The following is a 20,631-nucleotide window of genomic DNA, read 5'->3' on the forward strand; positions in this document are numbered from 1 at the left end:
CCCTCCGCATTCAGGCCTTGAACATGTCGCGGTACAGCCCGCGCGCCCATTCCAGATAGGCGGTGCCGTTGGCCTCGCTGCGCTTGTTGTCGACCTTGGTGTCCTTGAAACCGGTGATCGCATCCTTCTTGGCGTCGTAGCCGTAGTAGGTGTCGACCCAGATCGCCTGCTTCGGAAAGGCGTCGACCATCGAGTAGCACAGTGTCTGCGGCGAAGTCCACGCGATGTCCTTGCCCTGTGCGCGCGCGGCCAGCACCTTCGCGACGTAGTGGCCTTCGCTGTTGGAGGTGTTGCCGCTCTTGGAGTACGGCATCGGCCGCGAGTCGCCGGTCACGTAGACGCGCTGGTCGCCGATCAGGTTGTAGAAGCGGATGTCGATGTTCGCTTCCTTCTGGTTGCTCTTGGTGGGCGGCGCCATCAGGTCCAGTTCCTCGATCAGCGTGGCCGCGCGGACGTTGGGGTAGATCGCCGCGTCGTCGAACTTGTAGCTGTCGAACTCGGTGTGGACGGTGCGCCCGGCGACGTCCACGCCGGTGACCGCCGCGGTCGGGTGCCACTCAATGATGCCCTTGTACAACTCGTCGAAGGCGGCGTGGAAACCCGGTGCCTTGATCGTGATCTCGGGGTTGGCATCCAGGATCACGACCTTGCCTTTGAGCTTGTTGTGCTTGATGACCGAGGCGATCAGGCAGGCGCGCTCGTACGGCGCGGGCAGACAGCGGTAGTTGCCGCTGGGCACGGTCTGGATGAACACGCCACCTTCGAACTGGTGCACCTTGCGATGGATGGTGACGTGCTCGGTCGGGCAGATGAAACCGCCGGGGTAGGTCTGCCGCAGCGCGACCTTGGCGTCGATGTCGTGCACACCGATCTTGTCGTAGTCGTAGGAAATGCCGGGTGCGACGACGAGGAAGTCGTACTTGATGTCGCCCTCATTGGTGGCGACGGTGCGGCTGGCGCGGTCCAGCCCGATGCAGGTCGCGTTGACGTAGATGTAGCCGCCGTTGTGGGCGGCGTCGAGAAAGCTGTGGTCGGCGAGGAACTCGAGGTTGACGATGCCGGGATACCACAGGTTGCTGGCAAAGCACGACGAATACATGCAGCGCTTCTCGACCAGCACCACGTCGAACTTCGGGTACGCCTTCTTCGCGTGCTTGGCGATGGTGAGTCCGGAGGTGCCGCCGCCGATGATCACCAGCCGTGGCCCCCTGGCCTTTGGCAGGTCGAGCATGCGGTGGGTGGAAACGAACGGTGCCCCCTGCTTGCCGCCGGCGGGTTGCGCCACGCCGGCGGCGAGTGCCGCGGGCCCGGCGGCAAGCACGGCGGGTGCGGCCGCCAACACTGTGCCGCTCATCTTCAGGAAGTGCCGACGATCGATTTCGTGGGTCATGCCTGGTCTCCTCATGGGATGCGAACCGACGGCTGCGTGCCGTATCGCCCGGTAATTCTCAGCCGCAAAAGGCGTGTGCTGGCGTCGCGCCGTCGGTAATGGTGGAGCTCCCCTGCTGGTGTCGGTTGCCGGACGCACCGGCAACGGCGCATACCATACGCCGTGTGGTACGGATGGTGTCCGGCAGTGCGTGAAGGCTGCGCGTGCGGATTCCCGGGGACGCCTCCGCATGAGCCGGCCGCACGTGACGGAACCGCGAGATTCACGGTCGTGTTGCACCACAGCGTGCATTCCGCAACGCGACGAGATTAGCGTTCATCATTGATACCGTACCGGGTATCTGAAGTTCGAGGAGAGGTACATCACGATGCTGTTGATGAAGACGCGGCCGATCTGGAAAGCGCACGTTGCCGGCGTGGCGCTCGGCCTGGTGTTGATGGTGACGTTTTTGGCGACCGGCCACGGCCTCGGCGCCTCCGGTGCACCGACCGATCTGGCGGCGGCCGCATCCAAAGCCATCGCGCCGGCGGCCACCACGGTTAATGGCTATCTGGGCCCGATGGTGGCGGGTGGCAACAATCCGCTGAACTCCTGGATCGTGTGGGAAGTGATCGGCATGGGCATCGGCGCGCTGCTTGCCGCTTGGTGGTCGGGCCGCCTGCGCCTGCGCGTCGAGGGGCCGCCGCGTGCACGCACGCTGGGGCGCCTCGCCCTTGCGCTGGGCGGCGGCATCCTGTCGGGCTTTGGCGCGCGCGTATCGGCCGGGTGCACCAGTGGCCTCGGCCTGTCGGGCGGGGCGGTGCTGGCGACGGCCGGCTTCGTGTTCCTGATCGGCTTCTTCCTGACCGGCATCATCGTCGGGATGGCCACGCGGAGGCTATGGCAATGACCTTTCCATTGGGTTGGACGACCCCGCTCTCGGGGATCGTGTTCGGCGTCCTGTTCGGGTTCGTGCTGCAACGCGGAGGGCTCGGCAACGGCTGCCGCCTGAGCGCGCAGTTGCGCCTCAAGGACTGGACCGTGTTCAACGTGATGTTCACCGCGATCATCGTCGCCGCCGGCGGCCTGTACCTGATGCAGCTGTTCGGACTGGTGAAGTGGTCCGACCTGTTCGTGCCGACCACCTTCGTGTGGGCGACGCTGCTGGGCGGCGCGCTGATCGGCGCCGGCATGGCGGTGGGCGGCTACTGCCCCGGCACCTCGGTGGTGGGCGCGACCGCGGGACGCATCGACGGCATCGTGTTTTTCGTGGGCCTGGTGATCGGCGTCGTGATGTTCGCCGGCGTGTTCGGCAACATTGAGCCGTTCCTCACCGCGGCGCCGGGCCCGCAGGCCCAGACCGTCGGCGAGCTGCTGCACATCCCCGACTGGCTGGTGCTGGCGTTGCTGGTGGGTGGCGCCGTGCTGGTGGGCTGGCTGAGCCGTCGCATCGCCACCTCCAACCAGATCAGTTGCGCGGATTGAACCCGAGGAGTCCGACATGAAACAGAAATCCGTACCGCTGACTGCCGCGTTGTCCGTGGCACTGCTGTCGCTGGGCGGCCTGAGCGCCTGCGGCAGTCCGACGTCGCCGACCGCCACCGCGCCGCAAGCCGCGGCTGCCGGCAGCGCCACTGCGGCAAGTCCCGCAGCGGCCAATCCGTGCGCACCGAAGGGGACCAAGGCAGCGGCCAACCCGTGTGCGCCGAAGGCGGCAGCCAGCCCCTGTGCGCCGCAGAAGGCAAAGATGGCCAGCCCGTGTGCGCCGCAGGGGCACGCCGGTTGAAGCCCAGGGCAGCCAGCGTCGGCGTTGATCGCGCGCACCTGCGGGTGTCGCGCTCGGTGCTGCAACGCGGGCTGCTGGCTGGGGGTGTCCACCACCTGCACTCCACGCGGCACACCGCGCGCGACCTGATCCGTTTGCTGGACGATTGCGTGGCGCGCGGCGTTACCCCGCTCGGCGATGCGTTGGGTTCCGGGGTTCCGCAGGCATGGCAGCACTACGCTGCGGACGACGGGCAGGCAACGCGTCCGGGCGGATGGTTCTTCTACTACCACTCGCACGGCCGCGGTGCGCGCGGGGAGCATGGGCACTTCCACGTGTTCGTGCGCCTGCCGCGCGGACGCGCCCGGTCCGCGCCGGACTTCGTGCATCTGGTCGGCATCGGTGTCGACGCGCGCGGACTGCCCGTGCGCCTGTTCACTACCAATCGCTGGGTGACCGGCGAAGCGTGGCGGAGTGCGCCCGCCATGGTGCGAAAGTTCGCGCAGATCGTGGCGGCGCAACCCGCGGCGGCGCCGCTTGAGCGATGGCTGCACGACCTGCTGGTGCTGTTTGCGCCGCAGATCCGCCTGCTGCTGGCGCGCCGTGACCAGCGGGTCGCTGCGCGTGGCGGCGAAGGCGTGCTCGACGATCGCCACGTGTACGTATTGAGTTGCTGCAGGGTTTCACTGACTGATCAGGTGGCGGCGATCGATGCCGTGTCGCCGTGAAGGCGTTTACCAGGAGAATGACATGAAGCGTTTCTTTGCCAGTGCGCTGTTGGCCATCGCCGCAGCGCTGGTGTCGGGCATGGCGTTCGGTTCGGGCGTCGTAGTACCCGGTCCGCTGGTGACGCCGGCGTGGCTGCAGCAGCATCAAGCCGAGGTGAATGTGCTCGATGTGCGCGAGGATACGGCGTCGTTCACCAAGGCACCGACGTTCACGACCGAGGGCGGCAAGAAGACGCTTGCCGGTTTTGGCGGACATGTTCCCGGCGCGTTGCTGCTCGATTTCGCCAAGGTGCGCACGTCGCGCATGATCGATGGGCGCGAGATCAAGTGGATGCTGCCGACCCAGGCGGATTTCCAGGCCCTGATGCGCAGCGTCGGCGTGCAGGACGGACGGCCGACCGTGATCGTTTCCGATGGCACCTCCGCGGGTGACCTCGACATGGCGGCGCGGGTGTATTGGTCGATGAAGGTGTATGGCGACAACAACCTCGCGATCCTCGATGGCGGCACCGCGGCGTGGCTCGCAGCGGGATATCCGGTCAGCACCGACGCTGCCAAATCCGCTGCCGGCAACTGGGTCGCGAAGGCCGAGAACCGCAAGCTGTTCGCCGACAGCACCGACGTCGCCAAGGCCGCCGCGCAGGGCCGGCAACTGGTCGATGCGCGGCCGTTGCCGTTTTACATCGGGCTGGAGCGCAAGCCGATCGTGCTGGCCGCGGGCCACATCAAAGGGGCCGAGGACTTTCCGCCGGAGGTGCGCGCGGTGAAGCGCGACGGCAGCATGCGTTTCCTCAGCCGCGCCGACTACGCGACCGTGTTCAAGCACCTGGGCGTCAACTCGCACAAGCCGACGATCACCTACTGCAACACCGGCCATCTCGCCTCGGGCGCGTGGTTCGTGCTGCACGAAATCATGCAGAACCCTGGTGTCGCCGTGTACGACGGGTCGATGTACGAGTGGACCACCGAAAAGCGGCCGGTCGTGGGTTTGTAGTGAGCGGGACTGCCGATATTGCAGCGTGCAACCACGGAGCCGTCGATGAGTGTGCATGAAACCCGGCCAGGACGCCTGATCGAGGCGCGGGAGAATTTCCTGTCGACGGAAGGTCGTTCGCGGCGCGAGGTGCTGCGTCGCATCGGCCTCGGCCTGGGTGCGACGGCGGCCGCGGCGGCGGTGCTGCCGACGCTGGCGCATGCCGGCGAGTACGTGCCCGATCCGAAGAACCTGCCGCCCAACGTTCCGCCGTGGTCGCAGGATCTGGGCAAACCGGTCGGCGCCGACCCGTATGGCGTGCCTTCGCCGTTCGAGCGCACCAACATCCGGCGCTCCAGCCCGGGCCTGACCACGACCACGCAGTCCTCGGTAGCCTTCTCGCCGCTGCAGAACCAGTTCGGCATCATCACGCCCAACGGCCTGCACTTCGAGCGCAATCACAACGGTCGCGCCGACATCAATCCCTACGACCACCGCCTGATGGTCCACGGGCTGGTGCGCGAGGCCAAGATCTACACGATGGAGGACCTGCTCCGATTTCCCTCGGTCTCGCGGATCCACTTCATTGAATGCGGCGCGAACACCGGGATGAATTGGGCGACCCCGGCGGTACCGACCGTACAGTACACGCACGGCATGCTGAGCTGCTCGGAGTGGACCGGCGTGCCGTTGTCGACCCTGCTGGACGACGTCGGTTTCGACCGCAAGCGGGCGAAATTCATCCTTGCCGAGGGTGCGGACGGCTCGGGCCTCACGCGCACCATCCCGATCGAATTCGCACTGGACGACGTGCTGGTGGCGTACGGCCAGAACGGCGAGATGCTGCGGCGCGAACAGGGCTATCCGGTGCGGCTGCTGGTGCCGGGCGTGCAGGGTGTCTCCAACGTGAAGTGGCTGCGCCGGATCAAGGTCGGCGACCAGCCGTGGAACACGCGCGAGGAATCGTTGCAGTACAGCGACCTGATGCCCGATGGCCGCACACGCCAGTACACCTGGATCCAGGAGGCCAAGTCGGTCATCACCTCGCCCTCGGGCGAACAGCAGTTGCTGGACAAGGGCGGGTACTACCAGATCCGCGGCCTCGCCTGGTCGGGGCGCGGCCGGATCAAGCGCGTCGACGTCTCCACCGATGGCGGCCGCAACTGGCGCACGGCGGAGCTGCAGGGCCCGGTGCTGACCAAGGCCCTCACGCGCTTCCGCGCCGACTGGCACTGGGACGGCAGCCCGGCCCTGCTGCAGAGCCGCTGTGTCGACGAGACCGGCTACGTGCAGCCGAGCATGGCGCAACTGCGCGAAGTGCGTGGCACCCACTCGCCGTACCACAACAACGGCATCCAGACCTGGCAGGTCGATGCCGAAGGCAAGGTGCACAATGTCCAAGTCTAGGTTGCTCGCCATCGCCGGCATCGCGGGGCTTGGCGTGGCGACCCTCGCGTATGCGGCCAGCGCGTCGAAGTACGGCCTGGGCACCGCGGCCACGCCGCAGCAGGTCGCCGGCTGGAACATCGATGTGCGTCCCGACGGGCAGGGGCTGCCGCCCGGCCAGGGTTCGGTCGCGCAGGGCGAGAAGGTCTTCGACGCCAATTGCGCGATGTGCCACGGCACGTTCGGCGACAGCAACAAGTACATGGTGCTCGCCGGCGGCGTGGGTTCGCTCAAGACGGCCGCGCCGCTCAGCACCGTCGGCAGCCGCCTCAACTACGCGACCACGCTGTTCGACTACATCAACCGGGCAATGCCGTTTCCGCACTCGAAGTCGCTGACTGCCGACGAGGTGTACGCGGCCGCGGCATACGTGCTCAACCTCAGCGACATCGTGCCGGGCAATTTCGTCGCCAATCGCGAGACGTTGCCCAAGGTGAAGATGCCGAACCGCGACGGCTTCTACGAGTTCCCGGGCCTGATGCACGTGCACGGCAAATCGGACACGCACAACACCACCTGCATGCACGATTGCGCCAAGGAGGTGAAGATCACCGGCTCGATCCCGGAGGGCTTCGTCGCCTCGATGTATGGCGACATCCGCGACAACTTCCGCGGCCTCGCCAGCATGAATGAAGCCGCGCCGCCGGCCGATGAAGCCACCGCACATGCGGCGGCCGCGCCGACGCCGCGGGCGCTGACCGAACAGTTCGGGTGCGCCGCGTGCCACGGCATCGACCAGAAGATCGTGGGGCCGGCGTTCCACAGCGTGGCCGCCAAGTACAAGGGGGATGCAGGCGCGGAACAGCGCCTGTTCAAGAAGGTGCGCGCGGGGGGATCGGGGGTGTGGGGCAGCATCCCGATGCCGCCGCAGGCGGGGCCGAGCGACGCGGAACTCACCGCAATCATCCAGTGGGTTCTGGCCGGCTCGCCGGAAAAGTAGACCGCACGCATGACAGGCATGCGCGCGGGTAGAGCCAACCATCAGCCGAGGGCGTTGCAATGAAATCGAACAGGCGGGAGTTTCTGAAACTGGCAGGCGGCGGCAGCGCTTTGGCGCTGCTGGTTGGCAGCGGCTGGATACCGACCCGGGCATGGGCTGCGGACGACGTGCTGCATGCGCTCGCGCCGGGCGACAACCGCAAGGAGTTCGAGGCGCACACCATCGACGAACTGGTGAAGGCGCTGGGTGGCACGCAGGCGCAGTTGTCCAAGGACATCGACTTCACCGCGCCCGACATCGCGGAGAACGGCGCGGTGGTGCCGGTCGAGGTGCAGAGCAACCTGCCGAACACCAAGCTGATCGCGATTGCCTGCGCGACGAATCCCAATGCACTGACCGCGGCGTTCCACATCCCGGATGGCACCGAACCCTACGTGTCGCTGCGCATGAAGCTGGCACAGACCGCCAAGGTCACGGCACTGGTGCAGACCGACCAGGGCTTCTTCTACGCCGAGCGCCTGGTCAAGGTGACGCTCGGCGGCTGCGGCGGTTGAGAACGACCCATTCACGAGGACATGCGTCATGCCAGATCCGACCAAGATTCGCGCCACCGTCAACGGCGATGTGGTGGAAGTGAAAATGCTGATGTCGCACCCCGAGGCGACCGGCCTCACCACCGATGCCGCGGGCAAGCTGAAGCTCGCCACGACGCCGCATTACATCAAGACCGTCACGGTCGCCTGCAACGGTCGCACGGTGATGACCGGCGACTGGGGCCCGGCGGTTTCCAAGAACCCGTTCCTCACGCTGCGGTTCAAGGGCGGCAAGTCGGGCGACAAGATCACCGTCACCTGGAACGACTCGGCCGGCGAGACCCGCACCGACGAAGCTGCCGTGGGTTGAGCGCGCGATGAACCTGTCCCGGCGTGAGTTCCTGCGCGTGCTGGCGGCGGCGTCCGTGGCCGGCATGCCGCTCGGCAAGTTGGCGTTTGCGGCGGACCGCGACGCCAAGTCGCTGTACGACGTGCCCAGATACGGCAACGTCGGGCTGCTGCACTTCACCGATACCCACGCGCAGTTGCAGCCGGTGTATTTCCGGGAGCCCTCGCAAAACATCGGGGTCGGCGCGGCGCGCGGCCGGCCGCCCCACCTCGTGGGCGAGCACTTTCTCAAGTACTACGGCATCGCGGCCAACACGCCCGAGGCGCATGCGCTCAGTTGCGTCGATTTCGTCGCTGCGGCCAGGCGCTACGGGAAGCTGGGCGGGTTCGCCCATCTCGCGACGCTGGTGAAGCGCCTGCGCGCCGAGCGCCCCGGCTCATTGCTGCTGGATGGCGGCGACACCTGGCAGGGCACGGGGCTCGCGCTGTGGAGCCGCGGCCAGGACATGATCGACGCCCAGCTCGCGCTCGGCGTCGACATCATGACCGGGCACTGGGAGTTCACCTACGGCGCCGACCGGGTGCGCGAGGTCGTCAACGGGCCGTTCAAGGGCAAGCTCGAGTTTCTTGCGCAGAACATCCGCACCGCCGATTTCGGCGATCCGGTGTTTGCGGACTACAGCTTGCGGGAAGTGAACGGCGTCAGCGTCGCCGTCATCGGCCAGGCGTTCCCGTACGTGCCGATCGCGCACCCCGGCCGCTTCGTCGATGGCCTGACCTTCGGCATCCAGGACGACCGCCTGCAGCGCACGATCGACAAGGTGCGCAAGGCCGGCGCGGTCGTGGTGGTGCTGCTGTCGCACAACGGCATGGACGTCGACCTGAAGCTCGCCTCGAAGGTGCAGGGGCTCGACGCGATCCTCGGTGGTCACACCCACGACGGCGTGCCGCGACCGGTGGCGGTGAAGAACGCCGGCGGGCAGACGCTGGTGACCAACGCCGGCAGCAACGGCAAGTTCCTCGGCGTGCTGGATTTCGACGTGCAAGGCGGCAAGGTGCGCGGCTACCGCTACCGCCTGCTGCCGGTGTTCGCGAACCTGCTGGAACCCGACCCGGCGATGCAGGCGCTGATCGATCGCCACCGCGCGCCCTACCGCGCCAAGCTGGAAGAGCAACTCGCGGTGAGCGAGGGGCTGCTGTACCGCCGCGGCAATTTCAACGGCAGCTTCGACCAGGTCATCCTTGATGCCCTGCGCGACGTGAAAGGGGCGCAGATCGCGTTGTCGCCCGGCTTCCGCTGGGGCACCACGCTGCTGCCGGGCGAGTCGATCACGCGCGAATGCCTGCTCGACCAGACCGCCATCACCTATCCGACCGCGACCGTCAACGAGTACACCGGCGCCGAGCTCAAGGCTGTCCTCGAGGATGTCTGCGACAACCTGTTCAACCCCGATCCGTACTACCAGCAGGGCGGCGACATGGTGCGCGTGGGCGGGATGAGCTACGCCTGCACGCCCGGCGCGGCCAGTGGCCAGCGCATCAGCGACATGCGCCTGGCCGGCGTGCCGATGGATGCCGGCAAGAAGTACAAGGTGGCGGGCTGGGCGCCCGTCGTGAGCGACCCGGGTGGCGCACCGGTGTGGGAGGTCGTCGAGCAGTACCTGGCCGCGCATCGCACGCTGGCCCCGCCCACGCTGGAACAGCCGCGCCTGATCGGCGAAACCGGCAATCCGGGAATCGTCGGCGCATGACGCGGCGCAGCCCCGGCAGGCTCATGGCATGGTGCCTCGCCTTGCTGGTGGCTGCGGTCCTGCCGGTGCACGCGGGCGACTGGGCGCCCACCGACATCGACATGCCGGTGCACCAGGTCGGCCCGCACACGTACTACGTGGAAGGCCGGCTGGATGCGGCGACGCGCGAGAACCAGGGCTTCATTGCCAACGCCGGTTTCGTGATCACCGGTGATGGCGTGATCGTGTTCGATTCGCTGGGCTCGCCGTCGCTCGCCGACCGGCTGATTGCGGAGATCCGCCAGCGCACCTCGCAACCGATCAAGCTGGTGGTCATCAGCCACTACCACGCCGACCATTTCTACGGCATACCGGCGCTGCGCGCGGTGGGCGCCAAAGTGTGGGCGGACGTGCGCGCCAAGGCCTATCTCGGCTCCGAGGCGGCGTTGCAGCGGGTCACCGAACGCCGCGCGCTGATCGGCAAGTACCTCGGCGCCGATTTCAAGCCGCCGTTGCCCGACCGCTGGATCGACCACAACGAGTCGTTCAAGATGGGTGCGGTCACGCTGTCGCTGCATCGTTTCGGGCCGGCGCATTCGCCCGAAGACCTCGGCCTGCTGGTCGAACCCGACAACGTGCTGTACTCCGGCGACGTGATCTATGCCGGCCGCGCGCCGTTCATCGGCCCGGATTCGAACACGCGGCACTGGCTCGTCGCCATCGACGAGGTGCTGGCCTTGCATCCGCGCGTGATGGTGCCGGGGCATGGCCCGGCGTCCACCGATCCGCGCCAGGATGCGCAATTCACCCGCGACTACATCGCCTACCTGCGCGAGCAGATGGGCAAGGCGGTGCGCAATTGGGAGAGCTTCGACGACGCCTATGCACACACCGACTGGTCACGCTTCAAGGGCGTGCCGACCTTCGATGCCGCCAACCGCCTGAACGCCAACTCGACCTACCTGCAGATGGAGCAGGAGTGGCTCAAGCAGGGCAAGCCATGAAGCGCAGCTCAGGCGAATTTCACCAGCAGGCGCATGAGTTCGTTGGTCGACTCGCGGACGGCCGCCGGACTCGGTTCCTCGTCGACGTGGCGCAGCAGGCTGCACGCCAGCATCTCGTAGAAGGCGCGATCCAGCGCACGCCGCGCCGCAGTCATCTGCGTCGCGATGTCTTCGCACTCGGCACCGCCTTCGACCAGCCCCTTGATGCCGCGCAGTTGGCCTTCGACGCGCGCAAGACGCAGCGCGACCTTCTTGCGGCTTTCGCTGATCTCCTGCATGGATGCCTCCAACCTGATTTCCGATGGATGGTCCGCACGCCAGTGCGTACGAATCGACGTCACATTCTCTCACGGAGCGAGTCGGTACTGGTGCCCGAACCTGAAGGGCGTCCGCACCGGGTGGCGTGATGCGTTGAACCCGATGGTGCAGGGGGCGCCATGCGGGAGGGGAAAAACCGTGGCAGGGGCGAAACGGCCGCGGGTATCGCACGTCGCAGCAGGGCTTGCAGGCCTGCAGGGCCAATGTTTTCGCGCCGTTCCACGAATCGATGAAGGGGACACCATCATGCAATCGCAGTATTCCGCACGTTTCCGTTCAGCCGTCCATCGCGCGACCTTTCGCCGCAGCATATGGCTGCTTGCACTGGCGGGCGTGGCTTCCGGGGCGTGTGCCACGGACGGCTATTTCACCCATGGCTATGGCATGCAGGCATCGGGTCGCGGCGGGGCTTCGCTGGCATTCGCCGACAACGCCTTCGGCGGGGCCAACAATCCGGCGACGATGGCGTTCGCCGGCAACCGGCTCGAGCTGGGGCTCACCGCGTTCACTCCGCGGCGTTCCGCCTCGCGCAGCGGCCTCGGCCCCGGACTCGATGGTTCGGTGTCGAGCAACCGTGACTGGTTCGGCATTCCCGAGTTCGGCTACAACCACATGCTGAGCGACCAGCTTGCGCTGGGCGTCACGGTGTACGGCAACGGCGGCATGGATACCGATTACCCCGGCGCCAACTTCAACTGCGGCAGGGGGCCCGCCAACATGCTGTGCGGGCAGGGCAGCCTCGGCGTCGACCTGATGCAACTGGTCGTCGCGCCGACCGTCGCCTACGCGTTCACGCCGCGCCAGTCGATCGGCGTCACGCCGCTGTTCGTGTACCAGAGCTTCAAGGCATTCGGCCTGCAGGCGTTCGCGGGCACGCCGGGGTTGTCCGCCGATCCCGCCAAGGTCACCGACAACGGGCGTGACTCCTCGACCGGCGGCGGCCTGCGCCTCGGTTACTATGCGCGGGTGAGCGACGACTTCGCGGTGGGCGCCACCTACGCGATGAAGGTGCACATGAGCCGCTTCTCCGATTACTCGGGCCTGTTTGCCGAACGCGGCCGCTTCGATATCCCGAGCAACTACGGCGCCGGCGTGGCCTGGACGGCATGGCATGACGTGACGCTGGCGCTCGACTACATGCGCATCAACTACAGCGACGTGCATTCGGTGGGTGACACCAGCCTCCGGCCGACGCAGCTTGGCTCGACCAATGGGCCCGGGTTCGGCTGGCGGGACGTCAACGTGTGGAAACTCGGTGTGGAATGGGCGGGTGCGGAGCGCTGGACCTGGCGTGCCGGCTACAACCACACCGACAACCCGATCCGCGGCAGCGACGTCACCTTCAACATCCTCGCGCCGGGCGTGGTCACCAACCACGTGACGCTCGGCTTTACGCACAAGCTGGCCTCGGGCGGTGAGCTGACCATGGCCTACATGCACGCGTTCTCGCAGAGCGTCTCCGGCGCGTCGATCCTGCCGGTGTTCATGGGTGGCATGCCTGCCGGCACCGAGAGGATCTCGATGCGCGAGGACTCGTTGGGCATCCAGTACGACTGGAAGTAGCCGGTTCGGCACGGCACGTCTGCTGCGATCCATCGCGGCGGACTGGCGTGCGGGCGCCGCGGCGCGGCGTGTTCCCGTGCCGCCGCGTGCCATTATCGGCCGCGCGGCGGCGTGCCGGTTCCGACCAGGCGGCCGTTGACTTCGGTGCCGTAGAGCGACCACTTGCTGTCGTGGTGCTGCTTGCGGGTGGCGGCGACGCTGTCCTTGAAGCGTGGATCCTGCGGGCGCTCGTGCGCGTCCATGAACATCGCCACGTCCCAGGCGTCCTGGTCGGTCAACGTGTCGCCGCGACTGAAGGGCATGTTGGCCTTGATGAACGCGGCCGCGTTGTCGATGTTGCCCATCCCGGCGCCCCAGTTGAACGATTGCGGCCCCCACAGCGGCGGGAACACGAACTTGCCGGCCACCTGCTGGCCCTCGCCGTTCGTTCCGTGGCACAGCGCGCAGTGGCTTTCGTAGACCTGTTGCCCGCGCGCATAGCTGGGCGGCAGGGGCGACGTGAAGCCTTCCTTGGGGTAGCCGTAGCCGGCGAGGTTCTTGCCGGTGGGCGCACCGGTCGCGAGCCAGTACGAATAGGCGGTCAGCGCCCGGATGACGTCGCTGTCCGCCGCCGGCGCCTTGCCGTTCATGCTGAACTGGAAGCACCCGCGCAGGCGGTCGGCAAAGGTGTTGACCTTGCCGTTCTTGGCGCGGTAGTGGGGGTAGCGCACATAGGCCGCCCACATCGGCGCCGAGTTGGCGCGCCGCCCGGCATCGAGGTGGCAATTGCTGCAACTGAGGCCGTTGCCGACGTAGGGTTTGGCGTGGCCGGGCGTGTCCAGGAAAATGTCGCGGCCTTCGCGCACCAATGCCCCGAACGGATCGTCCGGGATCGCCGAGTCGGGTGGCGGGGTGAAGGCGGGCAGCGCCGCGGCTGCCGGCTTGGTTGCGGCGGGGGCAGCGGTCGTGCGGGATGCCTGTCCACTGGAGCGCGCCGCCCACGGCACGACCACCATGGCCAGCGCGATGAGCGCGATGCGGGGTGCGGGTTTCATGGCTTGCCTCCCTTGGCGCCTGCCGGTTGTGCGGCAAACCACGTGGACACGGCCCGGATGTCCGCGTCGTCGAGCGCGGACGCGACGTGCTGCATCAATCCCAGCGGATCGTTCCTGCGCGTGCCGCTGCGCCAGGCACGCAACTGGTTGGCGATGTACAGCGCCGACTGGCCGGCCAACGGCGGGAAATGCGCGCCGACGCCCACGCCTTGCGGACCGTGGCACTGCACGCAACCGGGAACCTGCTGGCTCCACCTGCCGCGGGTCGCCAGTTGTTCGCCGCGGGCGCGATCGCTGCCGCTGTCGGCGACTGGCGGCTGCGTCGCGGCAGGCAACGGCATGCCGGCGTAATAGGCGGCCAACGCCTGGCGCTCGGCCGCGGTGAGCGATTTCGCGATCGGCGCCATCGTCGCGTTGGCGCGCGAGCCGTCGGCGAAATTGTCGAGTTGGCGCTGCAGGTAACCGGCATCGAGATGCGCCAGGCGCGGAAAGCCGGCGGCGGCCTGGCCATCGCCGGCAACGCCGTGGCAGCTTGCACAGGGCGGCGCGCCGCGCCCGTTTCCCGCCGCGGCAATGTGCGCGGCGTCGGGCGTGGCGGCGCCTGCTGCGGCGGTGCACAGCACCATCGCTGCGCCGAAGATCAACCGCCGGTTGCGAATATGCATCGAGCGCGCTTCCCTGAAGGACCTCCGCGTACGCCACGCCGGGCAGGCGGGCGCGGATCAGTGTCGGAGCCGTTGCCTGCTCACAGTTGCATCAAGGCGTAACCCTTGAGTTGCATCTCGGTGATCGTGGTCACGCCGGACAGGGCCACGGGAACGTCGTGGTCCATCCAGTCGAAGTGGTATTTGTACTCCGCCACCGCCTGGCCGCACACCACGATGTCCACCCCGGCCTTGCGCAGCTCACGGATGATCGGCAGGTTCGGGTTGTGCACTAGATACGTGTCCTCGTAATGCTTGTCGTCGAGCATCGCCGGCGTCGCCGCGCCATAGGCGATCGCGACAAAGTGCAGGTTCTTCAGCGGTACCCCGGCCGCGGTGAACAGGTTGACCGCACGCGCCACGCGTTCGACGGCGGGACTGACCTTGGTCGGGTCGTCGCTGCCGCGGGTCATGGCGAACACCACCTTGTAGGTGGCCTTCGGATCGGGCATGTACGACGAGCCCTTGGGTACCGGGTGGATTTCCCCGCCGCTGGTGATGACGCCGGTGTGCCAGCCGGCCGTGTTGGCGTTGTCGGCGGTGGCCGTCGTCGCGGTGCTGGCCGCGGCGGCGCCGAACGACAGGCCGAGGGCAAGCAGTCCGAGCAGGGCCAGGGTGGATGGGGCATGGTGCATGGCATTTCTCCACGGGAATCGAAAGGTGGTACGGCAACAGCTACGGCACGCGGATGGTCATGCGCGCATCAACTGATGGTGCGGGAATGGCCGTTCTCGTCGAGGTAGGGATAGCGGGTGTGGCCGTACCGGACCAGCAGCACGGCGACACCCAGCAGCAGGATCGCCCCCGCCTCGGCGAGGGTGTCGAGCGAGGTCAGTTCGGTGGAGTCGAGCATCATGTGCCGCGCCAGCGCGACCATCGCGACATACAGCGGCATCCGCACCGGCAGCCGACCCGTGCGCCAGTACACGCCACTCATGGTCACGATCTCGAGGTAGATGAAGAGCAGCAGCAGGTCGGTCACCGACACGCTGGCGCTGTTCATCATCGAGCGCACTTCCTGCGTCGTGGCCACCACCGTGGCCATCAGCACCAGCAGCAGGCCGGCATATTCGATGGCGGCAAACATCTGCCGGCCATGGCGCTTGATGGCGGGAACCGGGAGCTCTGGCATCGGTGTTCTCCGTGGCTTGCGGATCGAATCGATACGGCCCCATGCCATGCAGGATGCAACCGACGGCACGGATTCTGAGGCGGAAAGCCGGCGCGATATGGCGGCGGCCGGTGGGTTGCGGCACGTCGGCGCGCGCATGCCCGGTGACCGCCGATGACGGCGGCGTCAGCGCGGTTTCGCGGTCACGGATGGCCGCGTAGGCATACCAATGTATCTGGTGGTTCGAGGCCAAAGCCCCCCCTTCGGAGCTGACCGCAGCCGAGACTGCGCGGGAAGCGCAGCACGCGTACGTTTCGAAGGTATCACACACCCCTAGGGGTATGAAAGCAGCCCCCGCTTTTGCAAATGCGGCTGATGCACCCATCGGTCGAAGGGTGGCGAGGCCAAGCTGACCGCCGCAATTTGGGCCCGCCGGAAGGCCATCGAGCCGGAGGCTGCATGACGGGGAGACACAATCGGTTTTGGCGGATGGCTGACCCAGATCAGCACCGTCCATGCATGGCGGGCCTACCCTACACGAACGCGAATCATTCGTGTTGGCGCGCCAACGAGTCATGCGTTTTCGCGTGCGCGGTTTGCGCTGGCGTGCCGATGCGCCTTCCAGTCAGGGAGGTCTCTGACCATGACTGAAGTCCAGCAACTGGCGGCTTTTGTCCACGGTGCCCAATACGCGCGAATCAGCGCGCCGGCGGTGGAACAAATCAAGATCCGCATCCTCGACACACTCGGCGTCGCCATCGGCGCGCTCGACGCACCATCCATGCGGGCGATCCGCAAACTCACCGAATCGCTCGGCGGCAACGGCGCCTCCACGCTGATCGGCGGCGGCAGTTCGGCGCCGGACCGGGCGGCGTTCTACAACATCGGCCTCAGCCGTTATCTCGATTTCATGGACAGCTACCTCGCCCCCGGCGAGACCTGCCACCCGTCGGACAACATCGGCGCGGTGCTGGCGGCGGCGGAGAGCGTCAACGCGAGCGGCAAGGATTTCCTCACCGCCGTGGCGGTCGCCTACCAGGTGCAGACGCGGCTGTCCGACGTAGCGCCGGTACGCGCCAAGGGTTTCGACCACACCGTGCAAGGCGCGTACGCGGTGGCGGCCGGCGTGGCCAAGGCGATGGGCCTGGATGTCGCCAAGACCGCCAACGCGATCGCCATTTCCGGCACCGCCAACAATGCCTTGCGCGTCACCCGCACCGGCAATCTGTCGAACTGGAAAGGCCTGGCCTATCCGCAGGTCGGCAAGGAGGGCACGCACTCAGCGTTGCTGGCCAGCGTGGGCATCACCGGTCCCGAGCAAGTGTTCGAAGGCAACAAGGGGCTGAAGGAAACCATCACCGGCCCGTTCACCATCGACTGGTTGCATGAGGATCTGGAAAGCGTCCTGCGCACGATCATCAAAAAGCACAACGCCGAGATTCACTCGCAATCGTCGATCGATGCCGCGATCGACATCGCCACCCGACCCGGCTTCCGCGCCGACGCGATCCGCGCGGTGCGCATCGCCACCTTCCAGGTTGCCTACGACATCATCGGCGGCGGCGAGGAGGGCGACAAACGGCATATCCGCAGCAAGGAAGAGGCCGACCACTCGCTGCCGTACATGGTGGCGGTGGCCCTGCTGGATGGTCAGGTGCAACCGGCCCAGTACGCTGCCGCGCGCATCGTCAGCGCCGATGTGCAGGCCTTGCTGCAGAAAATCACCGTGGCGCCCGATGCCGGTTTCACCGCCCGTTTCCCGCAGGAAATGCCCAGCCGGGTGGAGGTGGAACTCAACGACGGCAAGGTGTTTTCAGCCACCGCCGCGGCCTACAAGGGGTTCACCTCGCAGCCGCTGGATTGGGCCGGCGCCAGCGAAAAATTTCTGCGGCTGGTCACGCCCTTCACCGGCGACGCGCTGGCGGTGCAGATCGCCCGCACCGTGCATGAGCTGGACGTCCATGCCGTGCGCGAACTGACTGCGCTGCTGGCCAAGGTCCCGTTGCAGCGCAAGCTCCCGGCCGCCGCCTGATCCCCGAACCACCCCCACACATCGAAAGGAGAAACATCATGGCCAACACCAGTTTCGATTTCGTTCCACGGGCCTATCGCCCGGAAAAACCCCGTTCGTTCGGCCTGACCGAAATCCGCGGGCCGTATTACGCCACCTATGGCACGCGGCATCTGGCCGACGTGCTGGACGTCGCCGGGCAATGGGTCGACGGCGTCAAATGGGCCGGCGGTTCCTTTGCCCTGCTGCCGCGCGAACAGGTGCGCGCGTTCAGCGATCTGGCGCACCAGCACGACGCCTACATCTCCTCCGGCGGCTGGATCGAAACTGTCTTGCGCTACGGCCCGGATGCCGTGGCCAAGTACCTCAAGGAGGCCAAGGAGGTCGGGTTCGACGTGATCGAGATCTCCACCGGCTTCCTCACTGTTCCCACCTCCGGCCTGCTGCGCCTGATCGAGCAGGTCAAGAGGGCCGGGCTCAAGGCCAAGCCCGAGTTGGGCATCCAGTTCGGCTCCGGCGGCGATTCCACCGAAGCGGAGCTGGCGGCCGAGGGCAAGAAGGATGTGGGCGATCTGGTCAATCGTGCCAAGCGCGCGCTGGACGCCGGCGCCGACATCATCATGATCGAGTCCGAGGGCATCACCGAGAACGTGGTGAACTGGAACACCGCGGCCGCCGCATCGATCATCAACGGCGTGGGCCTGGAGCACGTCATGTTCGAGTCGGCCGACCCGCTGGTGTTCGAGTGGTACATCAAGAACTACGGCAACGAGGTCAACCTGTTCGTCGATCACTCGCAGATCCTGCAACTGGAAGGCTTGCGCCAGAACATCTGGGGCAACAAATCCACCTGGGGACGCGTCGCCAATCCGGCGCCGATCAAGGAGTGACCCGTATCCGGTGACCGGTACGGTCAAGGAGCGTGGCAAAGATGCCGGCGTCGCGTCGCGACGCCGGCATTGTCGTCATTGGGGCCGCCGGCGGTCCGGCCCCGGGCGAGCCCCGTTTGACGTACCTCATTGGCAGGTTGCTTTGTTGCAGGCATTTGGGACACCGTTACGCGGGGCGTTTCGCCCCGCCGCCGCGACCGGGCATGCGTCGAACGCCGATGCGTGGCCCGCGGGGCAACGAACTGGATCGGGTCGACCCGCGCCGCACGGCGGGCAGGTCGGGCCGTGGACAATGGCTGGCGCGCAACCAGGCGCGCCGCGGCGGGTTTAGAACGGGAGTGGTGCATGAGCGACAGCGATGCGATGACCTACGACGTGATCGTGGTCGGTGGTGGCCCGGGCGGCCTGGCGACGGCCATCCGCCTGAAGCAACTGGCCCGCGAGCGCCAGCACGACATCAGCGTGTGCGTGCTGGAAAAGGCGCCGGAGATCGGCGTGCAGATTCTCTCCGGCTGCATCATGGATCCGCGCGCGCTCGGCGAGCTGATTCCCGACTGGGCCGAACGCGGTGCGCCGCTGACGCTGCCGGTGGCGGAGGACCGTTTCCTGTTTCTCACCCAAACCGGCGCGCGGGCGACGCCGCACTGGCTGTTGCCGCCGTGTTTCCGCAACGCCGGCAACTACGTGGTGCGGCTGGGACACGTGGTGCGCTGGCTGGGCGAGCAGGCCGAGGCGCTCGGCGTGGACGTGTTTCCGGGGTTTGCCGCCGCCAAGGTGTTGTACAACGAGCGCGGTGCGGTGCGCGGCGTGCAGACCGGCGAGATCGGCGTCGCCAAGGACGGCACGCACACCGCCGCCTACGAGCCCGGCACGCAGCTCGTGGCGAACTACACGATTTTTGCCGAGGGCTCGCGCGGGCATCTCGGCCGCCAGTTGATCGAGCGCTTCCACCTCGACGCCGACTGCGATCCGCAAAGCTATGCCATCGGCGTGAAGGAGCTGTGGGAGGTGGATCCCGCCAAGGCGCGGCCGGGCCTGGTCATGCACACCGCGGGTTGGCCGCTGGATGCGCAGACCTACGGCGGATCGTTCCTGTATCACCTGGAGGACCATCTGGTGGCGGTCGGCTTCGTGATCGGCGCCGACTACCGCAACCCCACCTTGTCGCCGTTCGAGGAGCTGCAGCGCTACAAGACACACCCGGCCATCCGCCCGTTGCTCGAAGGCGGCAAGCGGATCGCCTACGGCGCGCGCGCGCTCACCGCCGGCGGCCTGGCGTCGTTGCCCAAGCTGGTGTTTCCGGGCGGCGCGCTGATCGGCTGCGAGGCCGGGGTGCTGAACGCGTCGCGCATCAAGGGCAGCCATGCGGCGATCAAGACCGGCATGCTCGCGGCCGATGCGGTGTTCGACGCGCTGGTGGCCGGACGCAGCAACGACGAACTTGCGAGCTACCCCGATGCCTTGCGCGGCTCGTGGCTGTACCAGGAGCTGCGCAAGTCGCGCAACTTCAAGCAGTGGTTCCACTACGGTCGCAACGTCGGCACGGTGATGACCGGCGTGGAGCAATGGCTGCTGCGCGGGCACATCCCGTGGAACCTGCATCACCACACGCCCGACAGCGCCCGGCTGCGGCCGCTCGCGGAGTGCGTGAAGATCGAATACCCGAAGCCCGACGGCAAGCTCACGTTCGACCGCGCGAGTTCGGTGTTCCTGTCCAACACGCACCACGACGAAAACCAGCCGGCGCACCTCACGCTGAAGGATCCGAGCGTGCCGGTGCAGGTGAACCTGGCGAAGTACGGCGGCCCGGAAGCCACTTACTGCCCGGCCGGCGTGTATGAGTTCGTGACGGGCGCGGACGGCCAGCCGCGGCTGCAGATCAACGCCGCCAACTGTGTCCATTGCAAGCTGTGCGACATCAAGGACCCGACCCAGAATATCGTCTGGACCACGCCGCACGGCGGCGAAGGCCCGATCTACAACGGCATGTGAGGTGACCGCCCGCCGCGGTGGCGGCGGGCGCGGGAAGCCCACCCGACGGGCACGTTGCCCGCGTGGCCGTCCCTTCTCACCCCTTCATTCTCGGGCGTGGCCGCCGGGAGAAGGTGGCCCGAAGGGCCGGATGAGGGTACGCGCGGGACTTGAAGCTGGACGCCCACCACGG

Annotated in this window: 21 protein-coding genes; 15 read left to right on the forward strand and 6 right to left on the reverse strand. The window is 67.1% G+C overall.

Annotated features, from left to right (window positions below; translation table 11 throughout):
* Positions 1-10: 10 nt before the first annotated feature.
* Entirely contained in the window at positions 11-1,390 is a 1,380-nt protein-coding gene (locus AC3WP6_RS02530; RefSeq protein WP_492626225.1) for an FAD-dependent oxidoreductase, read from the reverse strand.
* 367 nt (positions 1,391-1,757) lie between these two features.
* On the opposite strand from AC3WP6_RS02530, the gene AC3WP6_RS02535 reads away from it, so the two are divergent.
* From AC3WP6_RS02535 to AC3WP6_RS02585, 11 genes are read left to right on the forward strand one after another with little or no spacing between them, the layout of a single operon-like run.
* Positions 1,758-2,279 carry a YeeE/YedE thiosulfate transporter family protein gene (locus AC3WP6_RS02535; RefSeq protein WP_492626226.1) on the forward strand — a complete coding sequence of 174 codons (522 nt, stop codon included), beginning with the start codon at positions 1,758-1,760 and terminating at the stop codon, positions 2,277-2,279.
* Positions 2,276-2,854, forward strand: coding sequence for a YeeE/YedE thiosulfate transporter family protein (locus tag AC3WP6_RS02540; RefSeq protein ID WP_492626227.1), 579 nt, complete (start codon positions 2,276-2,278; stop codon positions 2,852-2,854). Before AC3WP6_RS02535 ends, AC3WP6_RS02540 begins: the two co-directional genes overlap by 4 nt.
* Positions 2,855-2,870: 16 nt before the next feature.
* Positions 2,871-3,155: a hypothetical protein gene (locus AC3WP6_RS02545; RefSeq protein WP_492626228.1), complete on the forward strand. Its 285-nt coding sequence runs from the start codon at positions 2,871-2,873 to the stop codon at positions 3,153-3,155.
* Complete coding sequence (locus tag AC3WP6_RS02550) at positions 3,152-3,862, forward strand: DUF6969 family protein (RefSeq protein WP_492626229.1); 711 nt, start codon at positions 3,152-3,154, stop codon at positions 3,860-3,862. The genes AC3WP6_RS02545 and AC3WP6_RS02550 overlap by 4 nt, the downstream gene beginning before the upstream one ends.
* A 22-nt stretch (positions 3,863-3,884) precedes the next feature.
* Positions 3,885-4,856 (forward strand): sulfurtransferase, encoded by a 972-nt coding sequence (locus AC3WP6_RS02555; protein ID WP_492626230.1) that lies wholly within the window; start codon positions 3,885-3,887, stop codon positions 4,854-4,856.
* A gap of 45 nt (positions 4,857-4,901) precedes the next feature.
* Positions 4,902-6,242 carry a sulfite dehydrogenase gene (gene soxC / locus AC3WP6_RS02560; RefSeq protein WP_492626231.1) on the forward strand — a complete coding sequence of 447 codons (1,341 nt, stop codon included), beginning with the start codon at positions 4,902-4,904 and terminating at the stop codon, positions 6,240-6,242.
* A complete protein-coding gene (locus AC3WP6_RS02565) occupies positions 6,229-7,221 on the forward strand; it encodes a c-type cytochrome (protein ID WP_492626232.1) in 993 nt (330 codons plus the stop codon). Before soxC ends, AC3WP6_RS02565 begins: the two co-directional genes overlap by 14 nt.
* 59 nt (positions 7,222-7,280) lie before the next feature.
* Complete coding sequence (soxY, locus tag AC3WP6_RS02570; protein WP_492626233.1) at positions 7,281-7,775, forward strand: thiosulfate oxidation carrier protein SoxY; 495 nt, start codon at positions 7,281-7,283, stop codon at positions 7,773-7,775.
* Between the two features lie 28 nt (positions 7,776-7,803).
* Positions 7,804-8,124, forward strand: coding sequence for a thiosulfate oxidation carrier complex protein SoxZ (soxZ, locus tag AC3WP6_RS02575; RefSeq protein WP_492626234.1), 321 nt, complete (start codon positions 7,804-7,806; stop codon positions 8,122-8,124).
* A 7-nt stretch (positions 8,125-8,131) separates the two neighbouring features.
* Positions 8,132-9,853, forward strand: coding sequence for a thiosulfohydrolase SoxB (gene soxB, locus AC3WP6_RS02580; protein WP_492626235.1), 1,722 nt, complete (start codon positions 8,132-8,134; stop codon positions 9,851-9,853).
* Entirely contained in the window at positions 9,850-10,836 is a 987-nt protein-coding gene (locus AC3WP6_RS02585) for an MBL fold metallo-hydrolase (protein ID WP_492626236.1), read from the forward strand. The genes soxB and AC3WP6_RS02585 overlap by 4 nt, the downstream gene beginning before the upstream one ends.
* A gap of 8 nt (positions 10,837-10,844) precedes the next feature.
* On the opposite strand, the gene AC3WP6_RS02590 is transcribed toward AC3WP6_RS02585, so the two are convergent.
* Positions 10,845-11,114, reverse strand: a complete 270-nt coding sequence (locus AC3WP6_RS02590) for a metal-sensitive transcriptional regulator (RefSeq protein WP_492626237.1) — start codon at positions 11,112-11,114, stop codon at positions 10,845-10,847.
* Positions 11,115-11,400: 286 nt separating this feature from the next.
* Between AC3WP6_RS02590 and AC3WP6_RS02595 the strand changes: the two genes are divergently transcribed.
* Positions 11,401-12,717 carry an OmpP1/FadL family transporter gene (locus AC3WP6_RS02595; RefSeq protein WP_492626238.1) on the forward strand — a complete coding sequence of 439 codons (1,317 nt, stop codon included), beginning with the start codon at positions 11,401-11,403 and terminating at the stop codon, positions 12,715-12,717.
* A 92-nt stretch (positions 12,718-12,809) separates the two neighbouring features.
* Here the strand turns inward: AC3WP6_RS02595 and AC3WP6_RS02600 are convergent, their stop codons facing one another.
* The 4 genes from AC3WP6_RS02600 to AC3WP6_RS02615 all read right to left on the reverse strand — a co-directional run bounded on the left by AC3WP6_RS02600 (position 12,810) and on the right by AC3WP6_RS02615 (position 15,587).
* Positions 12,810-13,751: a c-type cytochrome gene (locus AC3WP6_RS02600; RefSeq protein WP_492626239.1), complete on the reverse strand. Its 942-nt coding sequence runs from the start codon at positions 13,749-13,751 to the stop codon at positions 12,810-12,812.
* Complete coding sequence (locus AC3WP6_RS02605) at positions 13,748-14,416, reverse strand: c-type cytochrome (RefSeq protein ID WP_492626240.1); 669 nt, start codon at positions 14,414-14,416, stop codon at positions 13,748-13,750. Before AC3WP6_RS02605 ends, AC3WP6_RS02600 begins: the two co-directional genes overlap by 4 nt.
* A gap of 80 nt (positions 14,417-14,496) precedes the next feature.
* On the reverse strand, positions 14,497-15,090 hold the full coding sequence (locus AC3WP6_RS02610) for a DsrE family protein (RefSeq protein ID WP_492626241.1): 594 nt from the start codon (positions 15,088-15,090) through the stop codon (positions 14,497-14,499).
* 68 nt (positions 15,091-15,158) lie between these two features.
* Positions 15,159-15,587, reverse strand: coding sequence for a phosphate-starvation-inducible PsiE family protein (locus tag AC3WP6_RS02615; protein WP_492626242.1), 429 nt, complete (start codon positions 15,585-15,587; stop codon positions 15,159-15,161).
* A gap of 622 nt (positions 15,588-16,209) precedes the next feature.
* Here AC3WP6_RS02615 and AC3WP6_RS02620 point away from each other — a divergent pair.
* From AC3WP6_RS02620 to AC3WP6_RS02630, 3 genes are all read left to right on the forward strand, one after another.
* The gene (locus AC3WP6_RS02620) at positions 16,210-17,598 is read left to right on the forward strand and encodes an MmgE/PrpD family protein (protein WP_492626243.1); all 1,389 of its coding nucleotides are present in this window, start codon (positions 16,210-16,212) and stop codon (positions 17,596-17,598) included.
* A 38-nt stretch (positions 17,599-17,636) separates the two neighbouring features.
* Positions 17,637-18,467: a phosphosulfolactate synthase gene (locus AC3WP6_RS02625; RefSeq protein WP_492626244.1), complete on the forward strand. Its 831-nt coding sequence runs from the start codon at positions 17,637-17,639 to the stop codon at positions 18,465-18,467.
* A gap of 345 nt (positions 18,468-18,812) precedes the next feature.
* On the forward strand, positions 18,813-20,459 hold the full coding sequence (locus tag AC3WP6_RS02630) for an electron transfer flavoprotein-ubiquinone oxidoreductase (protein ID WP_492626245.1): 1,647 nt from the start codon (positions 18,813-18,815) through the stop codon (positions 20,457-20,459).
* The last annotated feature ends 172 nt before the right edge of the window (positions 20,460-20,631 follow it).

This window comes from Rhodanobacter sp. FW106-HT46G03 (assembly GCF_058789895.1).